The organism is Streptomyces noursei ATCC 11455, from assembly GCF_001704275.1.
Taxonomy (GTDB): domain Bacteria; phylum Actinomycetota; class Actinomycetes; order Streptomycetales; family Streptomycetaceae; genus Streptomyces; species Streptomyces noursei.
The window spans coordinates 6,685,801-6,709,691 of record NZ_CP011533.1 but is presented as its reverse complement, the minus strand read 5'-3'; the positions used below and the strand labels follow the sequence as shown (position 1 = coordinate 6,709,691).

The 23,891-nt window shown below is 70.1% G+C and carries 21 protein-coding genes and 1 riboswitch; of the genes, 6 read left to right on the top strand and 15 right to left on the bottom strand.

Annotation, left to right across the window (positions count from 1 at the left end; genetic code table 11):
- Positions 1–137 precede the first annotated feature (137 nt).
- From SNOUR_RS28435 to SNOUR_RS28425, 3 genes are all read right to left on the bottom strand, one after another.
- Positions 138–1,166 (bottom strand): C40 family peptidase, encoded by a 1,029-nt coding sequence (locus tag SNOUR_RS28435; RefSeq protein WP_067352502.1) that lies wholly within the window; start codon positions 1,164–1,166, stop codon positions 138–140.
- A gap of 305 nt (positions 1,167–1,471) precedes the next feature.
- Positions 1,472–2,845, bottom strand: coding sequence for an NYN domain-containing protein (locus tag SNOUR_RS28430; protein ID WP_079142941.1), 1,374 nt, complete (start codon positions 2,843–2,845; stop codon positions 1,472–1,474).
- A gap of 18 nt (positions 2,846–2,863) precedes the next feature.
- Positions 2,864–3,103, bottom strand: a complete 240-nt coding sequence (locus SNOUR_RS28425; protein WP_039637280.1) for a hypothetical protein — start codon at positions 3,101–3,103, stop codon at positions 2,864–2,866.
- A 202-nt stretch (positions 3,104–3,305) separates the two neighbouring features.
- Here SNOUR_RS28425 and SNOUR_RS28420 point away from each other — a divergent pair, with 202 nt between their 5' ends.
- Both SNOUR_RS28420 and SNOUR_RS28415 read left to right on the top strand, forming a co-directional pair.
- Positions 3,306–4,037, top strand: coding sequence for a rhomboid family intramembrane serine protease (locus SNOUR_RS28420; RefSeq protein WP_079142940.1), 732 nt, complete (start codon positions 3,306–3,308; stop codon positions 4,035–4,037).
- Complete coding sequence (locus tag SNOUR_RS28415) at positions 4,034–4,315, top strand: Lrp/AsnC family transcriptional regulator (protein WP_067352498.1); 282 nt, start codon at positions 4,034–4,036, stop codon at positions 4,313–4,315. Before SNOUR_RS28420 ends, SNOUR_RS28415 begins: the two co-directional genes overlap by 4 nt.
- Positions 4,316–4,830: 515 nt before the next feature.
- Here the strand turns inward: SNOUR_RS28415 and SNOUR_RS28410 are convergent.
- The 6 genes from SNOUR_RS28410 to ctaE form a co-directional block, all read right to left on the bottom strand.
- Positions 4,831–6,234, bottom strand: coding sequence for an aminotransferase class V-fold PLP-dependent enzyme (locus tag SNOUR_RS28410; protein ID WP_067352495.1), 1,404 nt, complete (start codon positions 6,232–6,234; stop codon positions 4,831–4,833).
- Positions 6,235–6,414: 180 nt separating this feature from the next.
- Positions 6,415–6,532: riboswitch (SAM riboswitch) on the bottom strand.
- Positions 6,533–6,616: 84 nt separating this feature from the next.
- Positions 6,617–7,681, bottom strand: coding sequence for an anthranilate phosphoribosyltransferase (gene trpD / locus SNOUR_RS28405; protein WP_067352491.1), 1,065 nt, complete (start codon positions 7,679–7,681; stop codon positions 6,617–6,619).
- A gap of 144 nt (positions 7,682–7,825) precedes the next feature.
- The gene (qcrB, locus tag SNOUR_RS28400; RefSeq protein WP_067352489.1) at positions 7,826–9,463 is read right to left on the bottom strand and encodes a cytochrome bc1 complex cytochrome b subunit; all 1,638 of its coding nucleotides are present in this window, start codon (positions 9,461–9,463) and stop codon (positions 7,826–7,828) included.
- A complete protein-coding gene (gene qcrA / locus SNOUR_RS28395) occupies positions 9,460–10,503 on the bottom strand; it encodes a cytochrome bc1 complex Rieske iron-sulfur subunit (protein WP_067352486.1) in 1,044 nt (347 codons plus the stop codon). The genes qcrB and qcrA overlap by 4 nt, the downstream gene beginning before the upstream one ends.
- Positions 10,500–11,309, bottom strand: a complete 810-nt coding sequence (gene qcrC / locus SNOUR_RS28390) for a cytochrome bc1 complex diheme cytochrome c subunit (protein WP_067352484.1) — start codon at positions 11,307–11,309, stop codon at positions 10,500–10,502. Before qcrC ends, qcrA begins: the two co-directional genes overlap by 4 nt.
- 78 nt (positions 11,310–11,387) lie before the next feature.
- Positions 11,388–12,008: an aa3-type cytochrome oxidase subunit III gene (ctaE, locus tag SNOUR_RS28385; RefSeq protein WP_067352482.1), complete on the bottom strand. Its 621-nt coding sequence runs from the start codon at positions 12,006–12,008 to the stop codon at positions 11,388–11,390.
- A gap of 294 nt (positions 12,009–12,302) precedes the next feature.
- Here ctaE and SNOUR_RS28380 point away from each other — a divergent pair, with 294 nt between their 5' ends.
- The gene (locus SNOUR_RS28380; RefSeq protein WP_067352480.1) at positions 12,303–12,716 is read left to right on the top strand and encodes a hypothetical protein; all 414 of its coding nucleotides are present in this window, start codon (positions 12,303–12,305) and stop codon (positions 12,714–12,716) included.
- A 31-nt stretch (positions 12,717–12,747) separates the two neighbouring features.
- On the opposite strand, the gene SNOUR_RS28375 is transcribed toward SNOUR_RS28380, so the two are convergent.
- The 4 genes from SNOUR_RS28375 to ctaC form a co-directional block, all read right to left on the bottom strand.
- Positions 12,748–14,025 (bottom strand): L,D-transpeptidase, encoded by a 1,278-nt coding sequence (locus SNOUR_RS28375; RefSeq protein WP_312634015.1) that lies wholly within the window; start codon positions 14,023–14,025, stop codon positions 12,748–12,750.
- 130 nt (positions 14,026–14,155) lie between these two features.
- Positions 14,156–14,554, bottom strand: a complete 399-nt coding sequence (locus tag SNOUR_RS28370; protein ID WP_018536636.1) for a cytochrome c oxidase subunit 4 — start codon at positions 14,552–14,554, stop codon at positions 14,156–14,158.
- On the bottom strand, positions 14,551–16,281 hold the full coding sequence (gene ctaD / locus SNOUR_RS28365) for an aa3-type cytochrome oxidase subunit I (RefSeq protein ID WP_067352476.1): 1,731 nt from the start codon (positions 16,279–16,281) through the stop codon (positions 14,551–14,553). The genes SNOUR_RS28370 and ctaD overlap by 4 nt, the downstream gene beginning before the upstream one ends.
- Entirely contained in the window at positions 16,278–17,240 is a 963-nt protein-coding gene (gene ctaC / locus SNOUR_RS28360) for an aa3-type cytochrome oxidase subunit II (RefSeq protein ID WP_073447803.1), read from the bottom strand. Before ctaC ends, ctaD begins: the two co-directional genes overlap by 4 nt.
- Positions 17,241–17,534: 294 nt before the next feature.
- Here ctaC and SNOUR_RS28355 point away from each other — a divergent pair, with 294 nt between their 5' ends.
- Complete coding sequence (locus SNOUR_RS28355) at positions 17,535–18,956, top strand: cysteine desulfurase/sulfurtransferase TusA family protein (RefSeq protein ID WP_067352473.1); 1,422 nt, start codon at positions 17,535–17,537, stop codon at positions 18,954–18,956.
- A gap of 19 nt (positions 18,957–18,975) precedes the next feature.
- On the opposite strand, the gene SNOUR_RS28350 is transcribed toward SNOUR_RS28355, so the two are convergent.
- Entirely contained in the window at positions 18,976–19,950 is a 975-nt protein-coding gene (locus SNOUR_RS28350) for a carbohydrate kinase family protein (RefSeq protein ID WP_067352470.1), read from the bottom strand.
- 314 nt (positions 19,951–20,264) lie between these two features.
- Between SNOUR_RS28350 and SNOUR_RS28345 the strand changes: the two genes are divergently transcribed.
- On the top strand, positions 20,265–21,746 hold the full coding sequence (locus SNOUR_RS28345) for a hypothetical protein (protein ID WP_067352468.1): 1,482 nt from the start codon (positions 20,265–20,267) through the stop codon (positions 21,744–21,746).
- Positions 21,747–21,839: 93 nt separating this feature from the next.
- Here the strand turns inward: SNOUR_RS28345 and erpA are convergent, their stop codons facing one another.
- Positions 21,840–22,193, bottom strand: a complete 354-nt coding sequence (erpA, locus tag SNOUR_RS28340) for an iron-sulfur cluster insertion protein ErpA (RefSeq protein ID WP_067352465.1) — start codon at positions 22,191–22,193, stop codon at positions 21,840–21,842.
- Between the two features lie 328 nt (positions 22,194–22,521).
- Here erpA and nadA point away from each other — a divergent pair, with 328 nt between their 5' ends.
- The gene (gene nadA / locus SNOUR_RS28335) at positions 22,522–23,721 is read left to right on the top strand and encodes a quinolinate synthase NadA (RefSeq protein WP_067352464.1); all 1,200 of its coding nucleotides are present in this window, start codon (positions 22,522–22,524) and stop codon (positions 23,719–23,721) included.
- Positions 23,722–23,891: the final 170 nt, after the last annotated feature.

Genomic DNA, 23,891 nt, shown 5'->3' with positions numbered 1-23,891 from the left:
GCCGACCAAAGCCCGCTTTTCGTACGCAAAAAGCCGCTCCGCCGGTGACTTCGCAGGTCACCGGCGGAGCGGCAGGTCAGCGGCAGAGGCCGCAATTCGCCCGATCGGGCGGCAGGTTGTACGGGATGTGAGGCTTTTCAGACCCGCACGCCGAACTGGAAGGGCATGTTGTTGATCGACTCGTAGCGCACCGCGGCGCCCGGCTTCGGGGCGTGCAGCACGGTGCCGTTGCCGGCGTAGAGGCCGATGTGGTGCAGGTCGCCGTAGAACAGCACCAGGTCGCCGGGCTTGAGGGCGCTCTCCGAGCCGATACGGGTGCCGGCGTTGGCCTGCTCCTGCGAGGTGCGCGGCAGCGACTGGCCGGCCTGCGCGTACGCCCAGGAGGTCAGCCCCGAGCAGTCGAAGGAGGACGGGCCGGTCGCGCCCCAGACGTAGGGCGAGCCTATCTTCGACTGGGCGGCGGCCAGGGCGGCCGCACCGCGCTGCGAGGCGGGCACGTCGTCGCCGAGGTTGACCCGGTCGTTGCTGCGGTTGGCGCGGTCGTCCGCGGCCTGCATGGCCGCCCGCTCCTTGGCGGTCAGCGTGTTGAGCAGCTCCTGCGCCTTGGCGAGCTTGCCCTTGATCTCGTCCTTCTTTTCGCCGAGCGACTTGCGGGCCTCGGAGAGGTCCTGGATCTTGCTCGCGGCCTCGGCGCGCTCCTGCGCGAGCTGGCGCTGCTTGTCCGCGATCGTCCTGAGCTGCTCGGCCTGCTTGCCGCTCAACTGGTCGAGGGTGGCGGCCTTTTCGAGGTAGGTGTCCGGGTCGCCGGAGAGGAACAGCTGGACCGAGGGGTCGATGCTGCCGCTGCGGTACTGGCCGGAGGCGATGGCACCCAGCCCCTTGCGGAGCTGGTTCAGGTCGCCCTGGCCACGGGCGACCTTGTCCTGGAGGTCGTCGACCTCTTTCTGGAGCTTGTCCTGCTGCTCCTTGACGCCGTTGTACTTCTCGGTGGCCTGCTCCGCCTCGCCGTAGAGCTTGTCGACCTCGGACTTGACGTCCTTCTTCGACTGACTCGGGTCGGCGGCGTGCGCCGCCTGCGACGAGAGGGCGACGGCAGCGGCGGCGGTCGCGGTGAGCACGGTCACACGAGTACGGCTCGGCTGCTTGGGTCGACGGTGGGACGCCACGGGGGCGAGCTCCTTCTTCCTCCAGCCGCCTACCGGGAGTGGGGGGAGCGAGTGCCCCGGCTCCGCGCGAACGCCGCGGACTCGGCGGTACCTTCACTGACCGTCCCGGTTGGATGATCACCTGTATGAAGGTTCGAGGCCGACCTTAGTAACCGAGTTGTGATCGCTTCAAATCCTCCCGGGGAAAAACTGCACCGGGAACCCCATCTTTTACCAACATCACACTGCCCGTGAGCGCCAATTGACGCAGCGGTACCACCGTCAAACGAATTTCCCCGGCACCATTCCGGGCAACACGGGATATGTCAGGTTCGCGCAAGTCGCTTGAGCAGCAAGGCCGATGCCACCGGCCGGGCACCCGCCTTGGCGACCCCGTCGGCCACCTCCCGGTCCGAGGAGACCACCACCACCGGCCGGCCGGACGGCTCGGCCCGGACCAGCTGGCGGATCAAGTCGTCGGCCGTCACACCCGGTTTGCTGAACAGCACCCGCACCCCGCGCGGCGGCGCCAACAGCACCGGCGCGGCCAGCTCCGCCCCGTCGAAAACACAGGTCATCTCCGCGCCGGTCTGGGCCGCCAGCACCGCCAGCCCGCCCAGCAACCGCAGCCGCTGCTTCTCCAGCGGCATGGTCGGATAGCCGGTCTTGGTGACGTTGTAGCCGTCCACCACCATGTGCGCCTGAGGCAGCGCCAGGAGCTGGTCCAACAGCGCCGGGTCGGTCTCCGACAGCGCCCGGGTCGCGATGTCCTTGGGCGTCATCCGGCCCGGCGCGACCGCGTCGACGGTGTCCGCCGGGCGGCCCGCGGCGGGCGGCAGCGCCAGTTCGCGACGCAGCCCCTGGGCCGCGTCCAGCACGGTGTCGAGCAGCAGCCGCAGCCGCATGTCCTCGACGCTGCGCCCCTCGCGGGCGGACCGCCGGCTGGTCTCCAGCGCCGCCTCGACCTCCGCGATCCGGGCCTTGAGCCGGCGCAGTTCGCTGTCGGCCCCGGCCTTCTCCGCCGTCGCCCGCTCCCGGGCCTCGGCCAGCACCGCCTCGACCTTGCGGACCGCCGCCTCGCCGCGCTTGACGTCGCTGAGCGCACTGCGCAGCCGGCGCTGCAGCGACTCGTTCTCCTTGCGGGCCGCCTCCAGGCCGGCGCGGACCCGGTCCGCCTCCGCACGGGCCTCCCCGCGCGCCTGCGCCAACTCCTCGCGCAGCCGGGCCAGCTCCCGCTCGGCCTCCTCGCCGGCCCGTTCGGCGCGCGCCCGCTGCGCCTCCTCGCCGGCCGCCGCGACCAGCTTGATCCAGCCCTCGGGACGCAGCACGTACGCCGCGGCCGCGACGTCCAGCGGATCGGCGGCGGCGGGCGGGGTCCCCTGCTCCAGGGCCTCGGCGAGCTCCGGCTGGGCCTCCCGCAGCTTGCCCGCGATCCGCTGCCGGAAGACCGGGTCGCTCTCCAGCGCCGCGGCCATCGCGTTACCGGCGAACTTGGCCCGACGGGTCGGGGTGAAACGGGCGTACTGCCGCAAAGGGGGCGGCAGTTCGGCGACCGTCAGCGCCCCGAACCACTCCGCGGTGAGCGCCACGACACGGCGCCGAACGCCCTCGGGCAGTGGCTGATCGAGCACCTCGTCGACCACTCCTCCGGGCGCGTCCGCACGCTCGGCCCCCGGATCCCCTTCTGGACGTTCCACCACGGCTGCATCGCTCCGATCTCAGGCGCTCGCGCCCGGGCGGTCCACCAGCTCGATCTGGTCGACCGCGTTGCACCAGCGGCAGCGCACGGACTCGATCGTCTCGCTGACGACCTCGCGCTCCTCCACCGACGGCTCCCCTGCCAGGTCGAGGTGGACGTACTCCACGACCTTGGACCGACGGGTCACGTCGAACCGGGTGAGGTTTCCGCACAGCGTGCAACGCCACCGGGTTTCCGCCGTCGGCAGGGGAACAGCCATCGTGTCGTCCTCTTTCGTGCTCGTCGTGCTCGTCGTGCTCGTGCTGCGGTGCGCTCACGCGGTGCGCCGTCGGACTGCGGAAATACGCAACGTACTGCCTGTAACCCTACGGCCTGACAGCGGGCCGGCGCGGGCCCGCCCGGAAGCCGGGACGCGGCGAGGCACTCTGTCCCGTGTGCCCGCATTGCGCCATGATCACTTCATGACGGCGCCGGTCCACCCCGCCCGCTCGCTGCGCGCGGTGTTCTCACGGATGACGAACGTGCTGATCGGACTGTGCTGCGCACTCTTCGCGCTCGGCCCGGACTCCGGCCTGAACCGGACATACGGCACCGGTGACGCCCTGTTCCACGCCCAGAGCAGGTACTACGAGCACTGGGGCGTGATTCCGCTCGATCTGTGGAGCGGCGCACCGCGGGCCCTGCTCACCCCGCTCACCGCACTCTTCGTCCACGCGAGCTGGCTGCACCTGCTCGGCAACATGCTGTTTCTGTACGTTTTCGGCGGGATGACCGAGGCCCGGATGGGCCGGCTCCCGTTCACCGCCTTCTACGTGACCGTCGGCTACCTGGCGCTGCTGGGCTACGCCGCCGCGCACGCCTCCTCCGACCAGACGCTGGTCGGCGCCTCCGGCTCCATCTCCGGCGTCCTGGGCGCCTTCCTCTTCCTCTTCCCCCGGGCCCGGGTCACCAGCCTGTTCCCGTTCCTGTTCTTCCTGCCGCTGCGGTTCCCGGCCTGGCTGGTGCTGCTCTTCTGGTTCTGCCTCCAGTGGCAGGCCGCCCGCCACGACCCGGCCGGCCCCGGCGTCGCCTACCTCGCCCACGTCGTCGGCTTCGCCCTCGGCTTCCTCTACGCCTGGGCCCGCTACGGGCGGGATACTGTGGGGGCCACCAGGGACAACGGACCGTCGGCCGAGGGAGAGAGCCAGCCGTGATCACGTCGATCGTGCTCATCAAGACCAGCGTGGATCAGATCCCCGAGATCGCCGAGCAGATCGCCGCGCTGGAAGGCGTCAGCGAGGTCTACTCGGTCACCGGCGCGCACGACCTCATCGCGATGGTGCGGGTCGCCAACCACGACGACCTCGCGGACGTCATCCCCGGCCGCATCAGCAAGGTGCCGGGCGTCGCCTCGACCGAGACGCACATCGCGTTCCGCACGTATTCGCAGCATGACCTGGAGGCGGCGTTCTCCATCGGCCTCGACGCGTAGCGTTGCGCTGCGCTTGGCTGGCTTCCCACGTTGTCGGCGTCCCCGCCGTGGGGGTTGCTCGCTTTTGCGCCTGCGGCGCCGGGCCCGCCTGGCCCGCCGGGCGGCGGGACCTTGCGTTGTCCGCTGCGCGGGGCCGATCCGCTGCGCGGGGCTGTCGGGTGCGGTGACGGGCCTGCGGGGGTGGTGTGCAGGACTGCTATCGCTTTACGTCCTGCACACCACCCCCTCCGGCCCGTCACCTCCCGTGGGTGGGTCATACAGACGGTGAGTGGGAGCTAGCGCCGGTGGTCCGGCGACGGTCACCACTCGACAACGAACCCGCAGGGAACCACCGGCGTACGCCCCCCACCCACGGTCTTTACGACCACCTACGGGAGGGGACGGGTCTGCGGGGCTGGGGTTGTCCGGACGTAAAGCGGCAGCAGTCCGGACAACCCCAGCCCCGCAGACCCGGCACCGCTGCCGAACAGCCCCGCGCAGCGGACCCGCCCAGACGTAGCGGGACCACCCCGCCGTCAGGCGGCCCCGGCGGACCCGGCGGCCCCGGCGGACCCGGCCGGGACGCAACGGCCGTCCTCGACGCGGTAGTTCCACCGCGCGCCCTCGGCGACGAGCTCGCGCACCGCTCGTACGAAGCGGTCGACGTGCTCGTCGGGCGTTCCCGCCCCGAAGCTCACGCGGATCGCGTTGAGGGAGCGTTCACCGGGTGCGGCCTCGGGGGCGCCGCACTCCCCCGGGTCGCCGGGCTCGCTGCCCAGCAGGGTCCGTACCAGCGGGTGCGCGCAGAAGAGGCCGTCGCGGACGCCGATGCCGTACTCCGCGGAGAGGGCGGCGGCGAAGTGCGAGCTGTTCCAGCCCTCGACGATGAAGGAGATGACGCCGACGCGCGGGGCATCGTCGCCGAAGAGGGAGAGGATCCGGACCTCCGGGACGTCGGCCAGGCCCGCCTGGACCCGGGCGATCAGCTCCTGTTCGCGGGCGACCAGGCCGTCGAAGCCGGCCTCGGTGAGCGCCCGGCAGGCGGAGGCGATGGCGTAGGCGCCGATCACGTTGGGCGAACCGGCCTCGTGCCGGGCGGCGGTGGTGTGCCACTCGACGTCCACGCCGCCGTCGGCCCGCCGGGCGACCTTCCGGCTGGCGCCGCCGCCGGCCAGGTACGGCTCGGCCTCCTGGAGCCAGTCGGCGCGGCCGGCCAACACCCCGGCGCCGAACGGCGCGTAGAGCTTGTGGCCGGAGAACGCGACCCAGTCGACGTCCAGTTCGGCGATGTCCACAGGATGATGCGGGGCGAGTTGGGCGGCGTCCAGCACGATCCGGGCGCCGTGGGCGTGCGCGGCGGCGGCCAGTTCCCGCACCGGCCACAGTTCGCCGGTGACGTTCGAGGCGCCGGTGACGCAGACCAGCGCCGGGCCGTAGGGCTCGCGGGTGGCCAGCGCCTTCTCCATGGTGTCCACCGCCTGTCGCGGGGTGCGCGGGGCGTTGAGGTAGGTCACCGCCAGGTCGGCGCGGCGTTCCCAGGGCAGCAGCGAGGCGTGGTGCTCGGTCTCGAAGACGAACACCCGGGTGCCCTGCGGCAGGGTGGCGGCCAGCAGGTTCAGCGAGTCGGTGGTGGACCGGGTGAAGACGACCTGGTCCTCGGCGCGGCAGCCGAGGAAGTCGGCGACGGCCTTGCGGGCGTTCTCGAAGAGGTCGGTGGAGAGCTGGGAGAGGTAGCCGGCGCCGCGGTGGACGCTGCCGTAGTACGGGGCGTAGGCGGCGACGTCGTCCCAGACCCGCTGGAGCGCCGGCGCGCTGGCGGCGTAGTCCAGTGCGGCGTAGACGGCTTCGCCGCCGGTCACCAGCGGGACGAGGACATCCCGGCCCAGAACCGGCAGCGGGGCACAAACGGAACGGTCGGCGGCAGCGGTGACGACAGGCATGGCGAACTCCCGTGAGAGATAAGCGGGTTCGCTGCGGGACGGGGCGCATCAGGGTGCGCGAGAACGCACGGCGCGGCGCGCAGCGTAAAAGGAAAAAGGGTGCGGAGAAGGGCCGTCAGGCCCTAGCGCATTCGCTTCATCACGGAAGGACTCCCTCGAGGACCAGGATCCCTGGCGAGGGATCCGCGCTTGCCGCAGACCTCGTTGCCTGCGACCTGGTCATCACCCGGGGCACCCCGCCACGGAAGGAGGGTTGCCGGACAGCGGGCCGGGGCCTACATCGCTGTCACTCGTGACCTGGGCTGAATCATGCCACACGATCATCGGGGCGCAAGCCCCGGTCCGTATGGCGGACCGGGACCTGCGTCACATCCGAGGGGCGTCAGGCGTTGCTGGCCGCCACCCAGCGGTCCAGCGTCCGCCGGGCCGCGCCCGAGTCGATCGACTCGGCTGCCTTGCGCAGGCCGTCCCGGATCCGCTCGGTGAGCGGGGCGTCGGACGGCTCCAGCGCGGCCAGCGCGGCCGCCGCGTTCAGCAGCACCGCCTCCCGCACCGGCCCGGTCTCGCCGTCCAGCAGCCGCCGGGCCACCTCCGCGTTGTACGACGCGTCCCCGCCGCGCAGCGCCTCCACCGGCACCAGGTCGATGCCGACGTCCCGCGGGTCGAAGGACTCCTCGTGGACCGCGCCGTCCCGTACGACCCACACCCGGGAGGTGGCGGTGGTGGTCAGCTCGTCCAGTCCGTCGTCGCCGCGGAAGACCAGCGCCGAGGAGCCGCGCTCGGCCAGCACCCCGGCGAGGATCGGCGCGATCCGGGCGTCCGCGACGCCGGTCGCCTGGGCCCTGACCCGGGCCGGGTTGGTCAGCGGCCCCAGTACGTTGAAGGTCGTCCGGATGCCCAGCTGGCCGCGGGCGGCCGCCACGTGTCGCAGCGCGGGGTGGAACTTGGCCGCGAAGCAGAAGGTGATCCCGGCCTCCTCCGCGACCTCCACCACCCGCCGCGGCGACAGGTCCAGATTGATGCCCAGCTTCTCCAGGACGTCCGTGGCCCCGCTGGCCGAGGACGCGGCGCGGCTGCCGTGCTTGACGACCTTGGCGCCGGTGCCGGCGACCACGATGGCCGACATGGTGGAGATGTTGACCGTGTTCGCGCCGTCCCCGCCGGTGCCGACGATGTCGACGCTGGGTCCTGGCACCTCGATCAGGCTGGCGTGCGCGTACATCGCCCGCACCAGGCCGGAGATCTCGGCGACCGTCTCGCCCTTGGCGCGCAGCGCCACCGCGAAGCCGGCGATCTGCGCGTCGGTGGCCTCGCCGCGCATGATCCGGTCCATGACCCAGGCGGTGTCGTCGGCGGTGAGGTCACGGGCGTCGAGGAGGGCGTTCAGTACGGCCGGCCAGGAGCGGTCCGCCACGCTGCCGCCGCCTGCCGGGGTCACAACGTTCATGGTCCACGCTCCTGGATCGTCTCCTGCTTGTGCCGTTCACCCTATCGACCCCCGGGCATGCCGGAGGGCCCCGTCCTCTTCGTGGACGGGGCCCTCTGGGTGGCGTACTACCAGCGGTGCGCGGCAGTGCCGCGCCCGCGGGGATCAGTGGTGGCCGTGGCCGCTGGTGATCTCCTTGTACTCCTCGACGGTCGGCTTGGGGATGACGTTGTCCTCGCCGTAGTAGCCCTTGGAGAGCTTGGCGCGCAGCTTCTGCGAGCGCTTGAACTTGCGCCGGACACCGTTCTCGTCGACCTCGGGACCGAGCTCGAGCGGCTCGGGCTGCTCGTGCTGGGTGAGGACGTGCAGCTGCTCCTGGTTGAGCGGCTCGTGGACCTCGATGAACTCACCGTGCGGCAGGCGCTTGATGATGCCGGACTCGCGCCCGTGCAGCACCTTGTCCTTGTCGCGACGCTGGAGACCCAGGCAGATCCGCTTGGTGGCGATGAAGGCCAGCACCGGCCCGACGAAGAACGCGATCCGGACGAACCAGGTGATCGAGTTGATCGACAGGTGGAAGTGGGTGGCCCACAGGTCGTTGCCGCCACCGATCAGCATCACGAAGTACGCGACGAGCCAGGCCACACCGAAGCCGGTGCGGGTGGGCACGTTGCGCGGGCGGTCCAGGATGTGGTGCTCGCGCTTGTCGCCGCGGACCCAGGACTCGATGAACGGGTAGACCGCGATGGCGACCAGGACCAGCGGGAAGACCAGGATCGGGATCAGCACACCGAAGTTGATGGTGTGGCCCCAGAAGTTCCACTCCCAGCCCGGCATGACACGCACCAGGCCCTCGGCGAAGCCCATGTACCAGTCCGGCTGCGCACCGGTGGACACCTGGTCCGGCCGGTACGGGCCGATGGCCCACACGGGGTTGATGCTGGCGACCGCGGCGATCACCGAGATCACACCGAAGACCAGGAAGAAGAAGCCTCCGGCCTTGGCCATGTAGACCGGCAGCAGCGGCATGCCGACCACGTTGTTGTTGGTCTTGCCGGCACCCGGGAACTGCGTGTGCTTGTGGTAGAAGACCAGGATCAGGTGCGCCACCAGCAGGCCGAGCATGATGCCCGGCAGCAGCAGCACGTGGACCGTGAAGAACCGCGGGATGATGTCGTGCCCGGGGAACTCGCCGCCGAAGATGAACATCTGCAGGTACGAGCCGACCAGCGGCATCGCCAGGATGACGCCCTCGATGAAGCGGACACCGGTGCCGGACAGCAGGTCGTCGGGGAGCGAGTAACCGGTGAAGCCGGTGAACATGCCCAGGACGAACAGCAGGAATCCGAAGAGCCAGTTGACCTCACGCGGCTTGCGGAACGCACCGGTGAAGAACACCCGCATCATGTGGACCATCATCGCGGCCAGGAAGACCAGCGCCGCCCAGTGGTGGATCTGCCGGATCAGCAGGCCACCGCGCACGTCGAAGCTGATGTTCAGCGTCGACTCGAACGCCTGGGTCATCTTGATCCCGTGCATCGGCACGTAGGACCCGTGGTAGGTGACCTCGGCCATGCTCGGGTGGAAGAACAGCGTCAGGTAGACACCGGTCAGGATGATGATGATGAAGCTGTAGAGCGCGACCTCGCCCAGCATGAAGGACCAGTGGTCCGGGAAGATCTTGCGCATGTTGGCCTTGGCCAGGCTGTAGATGCCCAGCCGGCCGTCGGCCCAGTCGGCGATCCGCTCACCCCGTGGCGCCTGGCCACGGCGCTCAGTGGTCGCGGTTGTCTCGTTACTCATCCGCGCTCCCAGAAGCTCGGGCCGACGGGCTCCGCGAAGTCGCTTACGGCTTCGAGGAAGCCGTCCTTCACCGTGATGTGCAGCTGCGGCAGGGCGTGACCGGCCGGACCGAAGATGACCCGACCGCCGTCGGAAAGGTCGAAGGTCGACTGGTGGCACGGGCAGAGCACGTGGTGCGTCTGCTGCTCGTACAGGCTGATCGGGCAACCCACGTGGGTGCAGATCTTCGAGTACGCCACGATGCCCTCGTGCGACCAGGCGAGTTCCTGCTTGTCCTTGATGTTCTGCGGCTGGATCCGCACGAGCATCAGGGCGTCCTTCGCGATCTTGTTGGCGAAGTCCTCGTCGCTCTCCTCCAGGCCCTCGGGCTTGGCGAAGGTGAGGGAGCCGACCGCGATGTCCTCGGGACGCAGCGGGAGGTTCGTCGACTGGTTGACCAGGCGGACGCCCTTCTTCCAGCCGGTGGTCCGCAGCTTCTTCTCGGGCAGCGGGCCGAGGTCGCGCAGCAGCACGACGCCGGAGAGCGGCACCAGGGCCAGCGCACCGAACATCGTGTTGCGGATCAGCTTCCGCCGGCCGAACTGCGACTCCTTGGCGCCCTGGGCGAAGTCCGCCAGGACCTTGGCCTTGACCTCGGGCGTGGCCTCGATCGGGTGCCGCTCGTCGGCGACCTCCTCGTCCGACATCAGCGTGCGGGCCCAGTGGACCGCGCCCGCGCCGATGCAGAAGAGCGCCACGCCCAGCGTCAGACCGAGCGCGAAGTTCAGCCCGCTGATGTGACCGAGCGGGAAGACGTAGACGATCTTGTCGATCGGGATGGCCACGTACGACGCGATGAACGCGACGGTGGCGAGCATGGACACCAGGAAGAGCATGGCGACGGTGCGCTCGGAGCGCTTGGCGGCCCGCTCGTCGATGTCCTGGATGCGGTGCTCGTGGGGCGGCAGCCCCGGGTCGGCGAAGGGGTTGTCCGCCTTCGCCACCGCGCCCTCGTGAGCCGTGTCCCGCTCACTGGGAAGGTTTTGTTCTGTCTCACTCATGACTTCTTGGCCTTCGTAGTCCGGGCTGCGACCCAGATGGCGACCGCGACACACGCACCCAGGCCGAAGATGTAGCCGAAGAGACCTTCGGTCACCGGGCCCAGACCACCGAGTTCCATACCGCCGGGGCTCGCGGTCTTGTCGCCGTTGACGGCGCCGAGGTACGCGACGATGTCCTTCTTGTTCTGCGGGCTCAGCGAGCCGTCACCGAAGGAGGGCATGTTCTGCGGGCCGGTCTGCATGGCCTCGTAGATGTGCTTGGGGTCCACGCCCTCGAGCGTCGGTGCGAACTTGCCGTTGGTGAGGGCGCCGCCCTTACCGGTGAAGTTGTGGCACTGGGCGCAGTTGGTGCGGAACAGCTCGCCACCCTTGGCGACGTCGGCACCCTCCGCGCTGTACTGCGACTTGTCGGGCACGGACGGGCCCGGGCCCAGCGACGCGACGTAGGCCGCGAGCTGGTCGATCTGGGCGTTGCTGTAGATGTTCCGCTTCCGCGGCACCTGGGCGCCGGGCTGCTGGGCCGGCATGCGGCCGGTGCCCACCTGGAAGTCGACGGCGGCGGCGCCCACGCCGACCAGGCTCGGGCCGTCGGAGGTGCCCTGACCGCCGGTGCCGTGGCAGCTTGCGCAGCCCACGGCGAAGAGCTTCTTGCCCTCCTTGATGGCAAGAGACTGGGCGGTGTCATCGGCTTGAGCCTTGTCCGCCGGCGCGAACGCGGCGTACAGCCCCCCAGTGACCGCCAGCGCGAAGAGTAGGACGACGAGCGCCGCCAGCGGATGGCGCCGTCGTGCGGAGAGCTTTTTCACGGATTACCCCGGTGTCAGGATCTTCTGCGTCGATGCTTTGGATGTGTCTGTCCGATATGCGAGTCCGGTCGGACCTCTTTACCGGATCAGGTAGATCGTGGCGAAGAGGCCGATCCAGACGACATCGACGAAGTGCCAGTAGTAGGACACGACGATGGCCGCGGTGGCCTGCGTGTGGGTGAACCTCTTGGCCGCGTACGTCCTGCCCAGGACCAGCAGGAAGGCGATCAGACCGCCCGTCACGTGCAGTCCGTGGAAACCGGTGGTCAGGTAGAACACCGAGCCGTAGGGGCCGGACGAGAGCGAGAGGCCCTCGTGCTTGACCAGCTCCGTGTACTCGAAGACCTGACCGCCGATGAAGATGGCACCCATGATGAAGGTGACCACGAACCACGCGCGCAGCTTCTTGACGTCGCCGCGCTCGGCCGCGAAAACGCCGAGCTGACACGTCAGGGAGCTGAGCACCAGGATCGTGGTGTTGGTCGCGGAGAACGGAAGATTCAGCGCATCGGCGGATTCCTTCCAATACGCCTCGCCCGTCACCGACCGGAGGGTGAAGTACATCGCGAAGAGGGCCGCGAAGAACATCAGCTCGGAACTCAGCCAGATGATGGTTCCGACGCTGGTGAGGTTCGGTCGATTGACCGACGGGTGCGCGTGCCCGGTTTCTACTGTCGTTGCTGTCGCCACGACCGACATTATGTCGGTCGCTTATCCCGCCCTCACTCCGGGGGGTGCCGTTCGGTGTGTCAAGGCCATATGGCCTGCTCGTTCGAGCGGTCGCGGCGGTCGCCCGAAGGGGCGAAGCACGCGCCCCGGAAGCGCGCCGGAACGCCCCACGCCCCCTGGGAAAGCCGGTCCTGACGGGCCGTCGACCGCATCCGGGGGCCGTACGGCCTCTCCTACCGAGGGCCCGTCCGGGAGTAGCATCGCGCAACGGTTTGATCGGGAACCGTGCCGCTATGAAGGTGCCGCGACATAGGTGGAGGAACGATGCAGGCGACTGCCACGGTGCTGGTCTACAGCGACAACGCCAACACCCGCGAGCAGGTCCGGCTGGCGGCGGGGCGGCGTCCGGCCCCCGACGCCCCGCGGATCGAGATCCTGGAGTGCGCCACCGCCCCGGCCGTCCTGGAGGCCCTGGACCAGGGCGGTATCGACGTCTGTGTGCTGGACGGCGAGACGGCGCCGGCGGGTGGCATGGGCGTCTGCCGGCAGATCAAGGACGAGGTCTTCCAGTGCCCGCCGGTGCTGCTGCTGATCGGGCGTCCGCAGGACGCCTGGCTGGCCACCTGGAGCCGCGCGGACGCCGCGGTGACCCATCCCCTCGACCCGGTGGCGTTCGCCGACGCGCTGGCCGGGCTGCTGCGCCGACGGCGGCTCACCCAGGACGTCGTGCCGGCCTGAGCGAGGCCCTCAAGGGGGCGCTGAGCGCCCCTCAGACCTGCGGGCGCAGCCGGGCGTCGGCGGCGGGATTCTGCCCCCGCTCGGCCGCGCCTGTGGTCGTGGGGGCCGTGTTCTTGAGCGCGCTGCCGGCGCGCCATTCCTTCCAGGGCATGTTCCAGTCGCCGAAGCCGTTGTCGAACGGCGTCATGGTGGCGCCGCCGCTGTTGACGACCTTGACGATGTCGCCGACCCGCACGGTGTTGAAGAACCACTGGGCGTTGCCGGTGGACATGCCGGTGCAGCCGTGGCTGACGTTGGCGGCCCCCTGGGAGCCGACCGACCAGGGCGCGGCGTGCACGTACTCGCCGCTCCAGGTGACCCGGGTCGCCCAGTGGACCGGCAGGTCGTAGGCGTCGGAACTGCCGGCGGCGATGCCCACGGTGGCGCTGCGCATCCGCACGAAGCTCTCCTTGCCGAGCACGACCTTGACGCCGTTGCGGGTGGAGAAGCCGGGCTTTCCGGTGGTGACCGGGATGGTGTTGATGGCCTTGCCGTTGCGGAGCACGGTCATCTGGTGCGCGGCGGCGTCGGTGACGGCCTCCAGCCGGTCGCCGGTGGTGAGCCGGATCGGCTTGGCCGGGCCGCCGTAGAGCCCGCCGGCGATCTTCAGGCCGTCGAGGTTGCTGTGGACGGCGACGGTGGCGTGGGCGGGCCAGTACTCCTTGGGGCGGAAGTGCAGTTTCTTGCCGTCCACCCAGTGCCAGGAACCCTCCACGCGGGGCGAGGAGTCGACCTTCAGGGCGCTCTCGACGATGGCCCGGGCCTTGGGGTCGGTGACGGACTTGCTGAGTTCGGCGGTGATCGGCTGGCCGACGCCGTACCGGCCGCTCTCCGGGCCGAACTTGACGGTCAGCCGGTCGTCCGCGTCCTTGGTGTTGACCACCAGGGTCTTGCGGCCCGGGGTGCCGTCCTCCTCCTCGGTGCTGACCTGCACCGTGTAGCGCGTGCCGGCGGCCAGCGGCGCGGTGGTGCGCCAGCGCCGGCCGTCGGCGCTGAGTTCACCGTGGACGTAGCGGCCGGTCGCGTCGGTGGCGGTCACATCCGTGATCCGGGAATCGTCGCCCTTGAGGGAGACCTCAAGCGGCTTGTCGGGGTCCGCCTTGTGCCGGCCGTCCGCCGGGATGTTCGTCGATATCTGGTCGGACGCGTCGTAGGGATTGGCCGAGAGCGGTTCCGACGACGAGCCCCCGCACGCGGTGGTGCTCACCGCGAGGGGCACGAGCAGGAGGCCGCAGCTCAGCACCGTCCGGGTTCGAGGTCTGTGACTCATGCCCCAAACGTACGAAGTATCCCGTTCGGCGGCGCGTTGGATGACTGCAAACGGGTCAGGCCCGGACACCTGTTGGAGTGTCCGGGCCCGTCCGTACGGCGTGTCCGCCGCCTTGCTCGCGCGAAGCGTGCTACTGGGTGCGGTTCTCGCCGTGGTAGTACTCGAAGACCCAGCCGAAGAGACCCACGAGGATCACCGGCAGGGAGAAGTACAGCAGCCAGAAACCGAAGACGACACCCAGGAAGGCGAGTGCGCCACCGATCGCCAGGGAGAGCGGCTGCCAGCTGTGCGGGCTGAAGAAGCCCAGCTCACCGGCGTCGTCCGCGACCTCGGCGTCCTCGTTGTCCTGCGCGCCCGCGTCGACCCGCCGGGCCGTGAAGGCCAGGTAGTAGCCGACCATGATGCACAGGCCGAAGGCCAGGAAGAGCGCCGTGGTACCGGCCGGCTCCTTCGACCACACGCCGTAGACGACCGCCATGGCGAGGATGAAGACGCTCAGCCAGATGAACATCTTGCCCTGGATCTTCACTTGCCCGCCTCCTTGCCGCCGGCCAGCGCCTTGTCACCCTCGTGACCGTTGTGCAGCGCGTCCAGCGCCGCGATCTCGGGGTGGTGCAGATCGAACGCCGGGGATTCGGAGCGAATGCGCGGCAGGGTGAGGAAGTTGTGCCGCGGCGGCGGGCAGGAGGTCGCCCACTCCAGCGAACGGCCGTAGCCCCACGGGTCGTCCACGCCGACCTTCTGGCCGTACTTGGCGGTCTTCCAGACGTTGTAGAGGAACGGCAGGATCGACATGCCCAGCAGGAACGAGCTGATCGTGGAGATGGTGTTCAGCGTGGTGAAGCCGTCGGCGGCGAGGTAGTCCGCGTAGCGGCGGGGCATGCCCTCGGCGCCCAGCCAGTGCTGGACCAGGAACGTGCCGTGGAAGCCCACGAACAGCGTCCAGAAGGTGATCTTACCGAGCCGCTCGTCGAGCATCTTGCCGGTGAACTTCGGCCACCAGAAGTGGAAGCCGGCGAACATCGCGAAGACGACCGTGCCGAAGACCACGTAGTGGAAGTGGGCCACCACGAAGTACGAGTCGGAGATGTGGAAGTCCATCGGCGGCGACGCCAGGATGACGCCGGTCAGACCACCGAAGGTGAAGGTGATCAGGAAGCCGATCGCCCAGAGCATCGGCGTCTCGAAGGACAGCGAGCCCTTCCACATCGTGCCGATCCAGTTGAAGAACTTCACACCGGTCGGAACGGCGATCAGGAACGTCATGAAGGAGAAGAACGGCAACAGCACGCCGCCCGTCACATACATGTGGTGGGCCCACACCGTCACCGAAAGACCGGCAATGGAAACCGTCGCGGCGATCAGACCGATGTAACCGAACATCGGCTTCCGGGAGAAGACCGGAATGACCTCGGAAATGATGCCGAAGAACGGCAGGGCGATGATGTACACCTCCGGATGCCCGAAGAACCAGAAGAGGTGTTGCCAGAGCAGTGCGCCACCATTGGCGGCGTCGAAGACATGCGCACCGAATTTACGGTCCGCCTCCAGGGCGAACAGCGCGGCGGCCAGCACCGGGAAGGCGAGCAGGACCAGCACACCGGTCAGCAGCACGTTCCAGGTGAAGATCGGCATCCGGAACATCGTCATGCCCGGGGCACGCATGCAGATGATGGTGGTGATGAAGTTGACCGAACCGAGGATCGTACCGAAGCCGGAGAAGGCCAGACCCATGATCCACATGTCCGCGCCGACGCCAGGCGAACGCACCGCGTCCGAGAGCGGCGAGTAGGCGAACCAACCGAAGTCCGCCGCGCCCTGCGGGGTGAGGAAGCCGGCGACCGCGATCAGCGAGCCGAAGAGGTAGAGCCAGTAGGCGAACATGTTCAGCCGCGGGAACGCCACGTCGGGCGCGCCGATCTGCAGCGGCATGATCCAGTTCGCGAAACCGGCGAACAGCGGCGTCGCGAACATCAGCAGCATGATCGTGCCGTGCATCGTGAACGCCTGGTTGAACTGCTCGTTCGACATGATCTGCGTACCCGGGCGGGCCAGCTCGGCGCGCATGAGGAGCGCCATCAGGCCGCCGATGCAGAAGAACGCGAACGACGTGACCAGGTACATCGTGCCGATGGTCTTGTGGTCAGTGGTCGTGAGCCACTTGACGGCAGCGATACCGGGTTGCTTCTTGCGTACGGGTGGTGCTGCCGGAGCCGATTCGGCGGCGGCACCCTGAGGTTCGTTGAGGATGCTCACTGGTTCTTGGTCTCCGCATTCCTGGCGTGGTCAGTCTGCTTGATACCCGCCGGCAGGTATCCGGTCTGACCCTTCGCCGCCAGGTCCTTCAGGTGCTGCCGGTACTTGGCAGGCGAGACGACCTTGACGTTGAAGAGCATCCGGGAGTGGTCGACGCCGCAGAGCTCGGCGCACTTGCCCATGAAGGTGCCCTCCTTGTTGGGGGTCACCTCGAAGACGTTGGTGTGGCCCGGGATGACGTCCTGCTTCATCAGGAACGGCACCACCCAGAAGGAGTGGATGACATCCCGCGAGGTCAGCACGAACTGGACCGTCTCGCCCTTCGGCAGCCAGAGCGTCGGGCCCGGGTTGCCGGTCTGCGGGTTGCGCGTGGCCGGCGTGCCGTAGTCGTAGACGCCGTCCGCACCCTGGGGCGCGGACTTCTTCCACTTGTCCGGGATCGCGGCGAGCTCCGGAGAATTGATGTTCGTGGTCGCGGGGTTGCCGTCCACGTTCTCCAGGTAGTTGAACGCCCAGCTCCACTGGAAGCCCACGACGTTGATGACGTGGTCCGGCTTCTTGGACGTCTTGAGGAGCGCGCTCTCATCACGGGCGGTGAAGTAGAAGAGCACCGCGATGATGATGAACGGGACAATGGTGTACAACGCCTCGATCGGCATGTTGTACCGCGTCTGAGCGGGGACCTCCACCTTGGTCCTGCTACGGCGGTGGAAGATCACGCTCCAGATGATCAGGCCCCAGACCAGCACGCCCGTTGCGAGGGCGGCGGCCCAGGAGCCCTGCCAAAGAGAGAGGATCCGCGGCGCCTCGTCGGTGACGGGCGTTGGCATGCCGAGGCGGGGGAAGTCCTTTGATGTGCAACCAGTCGCGGTCGCCAGGACCAGGCCCGCAGCAAGCACCTGCGGCAGCTTCCGCCGCATCGGGCGCCGCGACGAGCGGTCGGAGCCGTTGGGACTCACGTAGCGCCTTCCCGAGAGTCTCGCCCGAGCGGTCGGCTGCGGCCTTACTCGCTGGTCGGTCGCCGCCCTGCTTCGGGCAGGGGTTTGGATGTTTATGCGGACCAAACCCTACTGGACGCTATTTGGGGTCGCGCGGGGAGGGTGCCCAACGCGCCGCGTCGCACCCCTAAGGGGTGGCCAAGCCCTTCGGGGACGGGCCTTCCGGGCCCCGATCACCCGTCGCCGCCGGGCATCTGACGGCCCGCCCGGCGACCCGTCCGGCGGCCCGGCGGCCGGTGCTCTACCGTCTCGTACGTGCCCTACTTCGACGCCGCCTCCGCCGCTCCGCTGCATCCCGTCGCCCGGGAGGCCCTGCTCGCCGCGCTGGACGAGGGATGGGCCGACCCGGCCCGTCTGTACCGCGAGGGGCGGCGGGCCCGGTTGCTGCTGGATGCGGCGCGGGAGGCCGCCGCCGATGCGGTGGGGTGCCGTCCGGACGAGCTGACGTTCACCCCTTCGGGGACGCATGCGGTGCATTCGGGCATGTTCGGCGTCCTGGCCGCCCGTCGGCGTGTCGGTCGGCGGCTGGTGCACTCCGCCGTCGAGCACTCCTCCGTGCTGCACGCCGCCGAGGTGCACGCCGCGGCCGGCGGCACGGTGACGGAGGTTCCGGTGGACCGGACGGGCCGGGTGGCACAGGCCGCGGTGGCCGACGTGCTCGGCGGGGACACCGCGCTGGTCTGTCTGCAGTCCGCCAACCACGAGGTGGGCACCGAGCAGCCGGTGCGGGAGGTGGCCGCCCGCTGTCGGGAGGCCGGGGTGCCGTTGCTGGTGGACGCGGCGCAGTCGGTGCCGTGGGGGCCGGTGCCCGGTGCCTGGTCCGTGCTGACGGCGAGCGCGCACAAGTGGGGCGGGCCGCCCGGGGTGGGACTGCTGGTGGTCCGCAAGGGGACTCGGTTCGCGCCCCAGGGGCCGCTGGACGAGCGGGAGTCGGGCCGCAGCCCGGGGTTCGGCAACCTCCCGGCGGTGGTGGCCGCGGCGGCGGCGCTGCGCGCCCTGCGGGCCGCCGCGGAGAGCGGGCCCGACGAGGCGGCTCGGCTGCGGGGGTTGGTGGAGCGGATCCGTGCCGGGGTGCCGGGGCTGGTGCCGGACGTGGAGGTGGTCGGCGATCCGGTGCGGCGGCTGCCGCATCTCGTCACCTTCTCCTGTCTCTATGTCGACGGGGAGGCGTTGCTGCACGAGTTGGACCGGGCCGGCTTCTCCGTTTCCTCCGGTTCGTCGTGTACGTCCAGCACGCTGACGCCGAGCCATGTGCTGCGCGCGATGGGCGTGCTGTCCGAGGGGAACGTCCGGGTCTCGCTGCCGTACGGCACGGAGGCGGCGGAGGTGGAGCGGTTCCTGACGGTGCTGCCGGAGGCGGTGCGGTCGGTGCGGGAGCGGTTCGGGGTGCCGGCGCAGGAGCCGGCGCGCTCGGCGGCCGGCGCCGGGGAGCCGGCCGCCGAGCCGGCCGCGGCCGGGCTGGTGGTGGACGCGCTCGGTCGGCGCTGCCCCGTTCCGGTCATCGAGTTGGCGAAGGTGATCGGCGAGGTGCCCCTCGGCGCCACGGTGACGGTGCTCTCCGACGACGCGGCGGCGCGGCAGGACATCCCCGCCTGGTGCGCGATGCGGGAGCAGGAGTACGTGGGCGAGGAGCCCGCGGAGCGCGGCGCCGCGTACGTGGTGCGGCGCCGCGTCTGAGGCAGGGGCCCGGCGGGGTTCAGAGCAGGTGCTGCTGGACCTCGGCGGCGGCCTCGTGGCCGTACGCCTTGGTGAAGCGGTCCATGAAGTGGCTGCGGTGCAGCTCGTACTCCTGGGTGCCGACGGTCTCGATGACCAGGGTGGCCAGCATGCAGCCGACCTGGGCGGCGCGCTCCAGGCCGACGCCCCAGGCCAGGCCGGACAGGAAGCCGGCCCGGAAGGCGTCGCCGACGCCGGTCGGGTCGGCCTTGACCTTCTCCTCGGGGACGCCGACCTCGATGTCCGGCTGGCCCACCCGCTCGATGCGGACGCCGTTGGAGCCGAGGGTGGTGACGCGGGTGCCGACCTTGGCGAGGATCTCCTCGGCGGTCCAGCCGGTCTTGGTCTCGATCAGCCCCGCCTCGTACTCGTTGTTGAAGAGGTAGGTGGCGCCCTCCATGAGGGTGCGGATGTTCTCGCCGTCCATCCGGGCGATCTGCTGCGAGAAGTCGGCGGCGAACGGGATCCCGCGGGTGCGGCACTCCTCGGTGTGCCGGATCATCGCCTCCGGGTCGTCCGCGCCGATCAGCACGAGATCCAGGCCGCCGACCCGGTCGGCCACGGCCTGGAGCTCGATCAGCCGGGCCTCGCTCATGGCGCCGGTGTAGAAGGAGCCGATCTGGTTGTGGTCGGCGTCGGTGGTGCAGACGAAGCGGGCGGTGTGCAGGACCTCGGAGATCCGCACCGAGCGGGTGTCCACGCCGTGCCGGTCGAGCCAGGCGCGGTACTCCTCGAAGTCGTTGCCGGCGGCGCCGACCAGGATCGGCCGGATGCCGAGCTGGCCCATGCCGAAGCAGATGTTGGGGGCGACCCCGCCGCGGCGGACGTCGAGCTGGTCGACCAGGAAGGACAGGGAGACGGTATGCAGCTGATCGGCGACCAACTGGTCGGCGAAGCGGCCGGGGAAGGTCATCAGGTGATCGGTGGCGATGGAGCCGGAGACTGCAATACGCACGGCGGGTCTGCTCCTGCGGAGGGCGTGGGGTAGGCGGACGGAGGGCAACGCTACCGGGCGGGGGGCCCGGCACCTGCTCATTCCTGGACACTCGACACAGCGCGAAAACACCTCATAATAGGGCGTTTCTCCTGCCGGGCGGGTGTCGATCTCCCGCCGGACACCCCGGGCTGTGAGGGCGATCACAGCCGGTGCGGGGCGGCGGGCGAGGGGGCCGGCCTGCGGGGAACCGCCCGCGCCCCCGCTCCGTCCCATCGACGTCCACCCTGCCGGGTGGCACGTCAGACGACCGGCGGAGCTGAAGGAGCGAAGCGGTGAGCACCGAGGACACCCCTCAGAACCAGGACACCCCCCAGTCCCCCCGCCCCACCCGGCGCGGGCGGCGCACCCCCCTGGTGATCGCGTCGGTGGCCGGCGCGGTGCTGGTGGCCGGGGGCGGGGCGGCGTACTGGGCCTCGTCCGCGTCCGGCGGCACCGGGCAGGCGGGCCCGGCCAAGGGCGACCCCCCGCCGTTGGCGCTGGACTCCGCGTCGATCGCGGTCGGCGAGCCGAGTCCGCACCGGGACCGGTACCACGTGGTGGGAACGCTGCCCGAGGGCCCGCGGTCGGCGCCCGTGTACCGACCCGCCGGCGAAGTCGACCGGTCCGCCGTGGAACGGCTGGCGAAGGCACTGGACGTGTCCGGAACCGTGCGGTCGGACGGCGCCTGGTGGACGGTGGGCACGCCGGGGCCGGACGGCCGGGGCACCACGCTGCGGGTCGCCAGGACCGGCGCGGGGAACTGGGTCTTCAACCGGTACGGCGCCGGGGACGGCACCAAGTGCCCGCTGGTGGACGACCGGCCCGGCTGCCCCTCCTACCGCGGCGGCGCGGACGGCGGGGACGGCGGGAGCGGGAACGCCGGCAGCGGCCCGGCGTCCGAGGCGAAGGCCCGGCAGGCGGTCCGGCCGGTGCTGGCGGCGCTCGGCCAGCCGGACGCCCGGCTCGACACGCACCAGACGTACGCCGCGGTGCGGGTGGTGACCGCCGACCCGGTGATCGGCGGGCTGCCGACGTTCGGCTGGCAGAGCCGGCTCCAGGTCGGTTCGGACGGTCAACTGATAGGCGGCAGCGGCGAGTTGGCCAATCCGGTCAAGGGTGCGAGCTACCCCGTCCGGGACGCCCGCACGACCCTGAACGAGCTGGGTGGCGACGGCCGGACGATGCAGCCGCTGGCCCACTGCCCGTCCGCGCCCACGTTCCAGGACAAGGGCGACAAGGCGCCCGGGGGCGGCGGGATCGCCCCGTGCGAGCCGGCGCCGACCGGCAGCCGGCCGGTGTCCGAGGTGACCGGCGCGGTGTTCGGACTCGCCACGCGGTACTCGCACAGCGGACAGGTGCTGGTGCCGTCCTGGCTCTACACGGTGCGCGTACCGGGCGCCGCGGGCACGGCGGGCAGCACCTCGACGATCGCCGGGACCGCGGTGGACCCGAAGTTCCTGCGCGGCAGCCGGCCGCCCGCGCCGAAGCCGTCCACGCCCGGGACGACGGCGATGACGCTGTCCGGCTACGAGGTGGCCGACGGCGGCCGGAAGTTGACCGTCCACTTCTGGGGCGGGGTGTGCAGCACCTACGAGGTCGGCGCGCAGGAGTCGGACGGCACGGTCCGGGTCTCGGTCACCGCCAGGGACGAGCACCCCGGACAGATCTGCGTGAAGATCGCCAAGGACTTCAGCAAGACGGTGACGCTGGAGAAGCCGCTGGACGGCCGGAAGGTCGTGGACAGCTCGTCCGGCAGGGCCGTGGCGCCGCGCTAGGGCAGTGAAGCCAGGACGGTGAAGACGCCGAAGGCGGCGCTCCCGGCCGGGAGCGCCGCCTTCGCCCGTCGTGACCCGTGGGTCCAGATCGGGTCAGCTGAAGGAGTCGCCGCAGGCGCAGGAGCCCGTGGCGTTCGGGTTGTCGATCGTGAAGCCCTGCTTCTCGATCGTGTCGACGAAGTCGATCGAGGCGCCGCCCAGGTAGGGAGCGCTCATCCGGTCGGTGACGACCTTGACACCGTCGAACTCCTTGACGACATCGCCGTCGAGCGAACGCTCGTCGAAGAAGAGCTGGTAACGCAGACCGGAGCAGCCGCCGGGCTGGACCGCCACCCGCAGCGCGAGGTCTTCCCGGCCTTCCTGCTCCAGCAGGCTCTTGACCTTCGACGCGGCCGCGTCGGACAGGATGATGCCGTCGCTGACGGTGGTCTCGTCCTGAACGCTCATCTACATCTCTCCCGGGTTGTACGGACCGCTTGCCATCGGTTGCGAACAGCTGTAACCGGCGGCGCCCCGGATTAATTCCGGCTGCCCGTGAGCTGTCCTTCTCTTTCTTCATGCTCGCACACCGGCCGCGGAACGCCGCCGGCGCTCGGCGCACATGGGCGCCCACGGGGCCGCGGGGCTGATGCGTCACATCGACACTATGGCCATCGTCAAAGTGACGTGAACCGGCTATGATAGATAGCGTCAAATAGACGAAAAGGCGGTGCCGCAGCGCATCCCGCCGTCCCCGCAGAGACCGTCCGCAAGGACATTCCGCAGAGAAGAGAGGGTGCGTGTCGTGACCACCGCCCAGCCCCTGGACGTCCAGCCGACCCCGCTGGCGCTGCTCCTCCTCGGCCGCGAGGCCGACCCGAAGAGCGAGCGCGGCGTGGAGTGCCCCGGTGACCTGCCGGCGCCCTCCGACCCGGACCTGGTGACGCGCGCCCGCGCCGCCAAGGCCAAGCTGGGCGACCGGGTCTTCGTCCTCGGGCACCACTACCAGCGCGACGAGGTCATCGAGTTCGCGGACGTCACCGGTGACTCCTTCAAGCTCGCGCGGGACGCCGCGGCCCGGCCGGACGCCGAGTACATCGTCTTCTGCGGTGTGCACTTCATGGCCGAGTCGGCCGACATCCTCACCGGCGACGACCAGCAGGTGATCCTCCCCGACCTGGCCGCGGGCTGCTCGATGGCCGACATGGCCACCGCCGAGCAGGTCGCCGAGTGCTGGGACGTGCTCACCGAGGCGGGCGTCGCCGACCAGGTGGTGCCGGTCTCGTACATGAACTCCTCGGCGGACATCAAGGCGTTCACCGGGCGGCACGGCGGCACGATCTGCACCTCCTCCAACGCCGAGCGGGCGCTGGAGTGGGCCTTCGAGCAGGTGGACCCCGCGAACGGCAAGGTGCTGTTCCTCCCCGACCAGCACCTGGGTCGGAACACCGCCGTGCGGGACATGGGCATGTCCCTGGACGACTGCGTGGTCTACAACCCGCACAAGCCGAACGGCGGGCTGACCGCCGAGGAGCTGCGGGCGGCGAAGATGATCCTGTGGCGCGGCCACTGCTCGGTGCACGGCCGCTTCAGCCTGGACTCGGTGAACGACGTGCGCGAGCGCATCCCGGGCGTGAACGTCCTGGTCCACCCCGAGTGCAAGCACGAGGTCGTGGCGGCGGCGGACTACGTCGGCTCGACCGAGTACATCATCAAGGCCCTGGAGGCCGCGCCGGCCGGCTCGAAGTGGGCCATCGGCACCGAGCTGAACCTCGTCCGCCGCCTGGCCAACCGTTTCGCGGCCGAGGACAAGGAGATCGTCTTCCTCGACAAGACGGTCTGCTTCTGCTCGACGATGAACCGCATCGACCTGCCGCACCTGGTGTGGGCGCTGGAGTCGCTGGCGGACGGCAAGGTCGTCAACCGCATCCAGGTCGACGAGGAGACCGAGCACTTCGCCAAGCTGGCGCTGGAGCGGATGCTGGCGCTGCCGTAGCGCGTCCGGGCGGGGCGGGCCCCTCCGCGGGGCCGGCCCCGCCGCATGCGCATGCTTGTCATGCCCAGGACATCTTGCGCGCCCCGGCCGTCCGCCGTGAGAGACGCTGTGACCAGGAGAAACAAGACCCGGTACCCCTTCCGCTTTCCGGGCGCCCCGGAGGAACCTCG

Excerpts from the sequence above, each read along its gene's own strand:
- erpA (WP_067352465.1), bottom strand. The coding sequence starts at position 22,193 with ATGAGCGTTCAGGACGAGACCACCGTCAGCGACGGCATCATCCTGTCC.
- trpD (WP_067352491.1), bottom strand. The coding sequence starts at position 7,681 with ATGAACGTTGTGACCCCGGCAGGCGGCGGCAGCGTGGCGGACCGCTCC.
- SNOUR_RS28425 (WP_039637280.1), bottom strand. The coding sequence starts at position 3,103 with ATGGCTGTTCCCCTGCCGACGGCGGAAACCCGGTGGCGTTGCACGCTG.
- qcrB (WP_067352489.1), bottom strand. The coding sequence starts at position 9,463 with ATGAGTAACGAGACAACCGCGACCACTGAGCGCCGTGGCCAGGCGCCA.
- qcrA (WP_067352486.1), bottom strand. The coding sequence starts at position 10,503 with ATGAGTGAGACAGAACAAAACCTTCCCAGTGAGCGGGACACGGCTCAC.
- SNOUR_RS28375 (WP_312634015.1), bottom strand. The coding sequence starts at position 14,025 with ATGAGTCACAGACCTCGAACCCGGACGGTGCTGAGCTGCGGCCTCCTG.
- SNOUR_RS28380 (WP_067352480.1), top strand. The coding sequence starts at position 12,303 with ATGCAGGCGACTGCCACGGTGCTGGTCTACAGCGACAACGCCAACACC.
- SNOUR_RS28410 (WP_067352495.1), bottom strand. The coding sequence starts at position 6,234 with ATGCCTGTCGTCACCGCTGCCGCCGACCGTTCCGTTTGTGCCCCGCTG.
- SNOUR_RS28420 (WP_079142940.1), top strand. The coding sequence starts at position 3,306 with ATGACGGCGCCGGTCCACCCCGCCCGCTCGCTGCGCGCGGTGTTCTCA.
- ctaE (WP_067352482.1), bottom strand. The coding sequence starts at position 12,008 with ATGTCGGTCGTGGCGACAGCAACGACAGTAGAAACCGGGCACGCGCAC.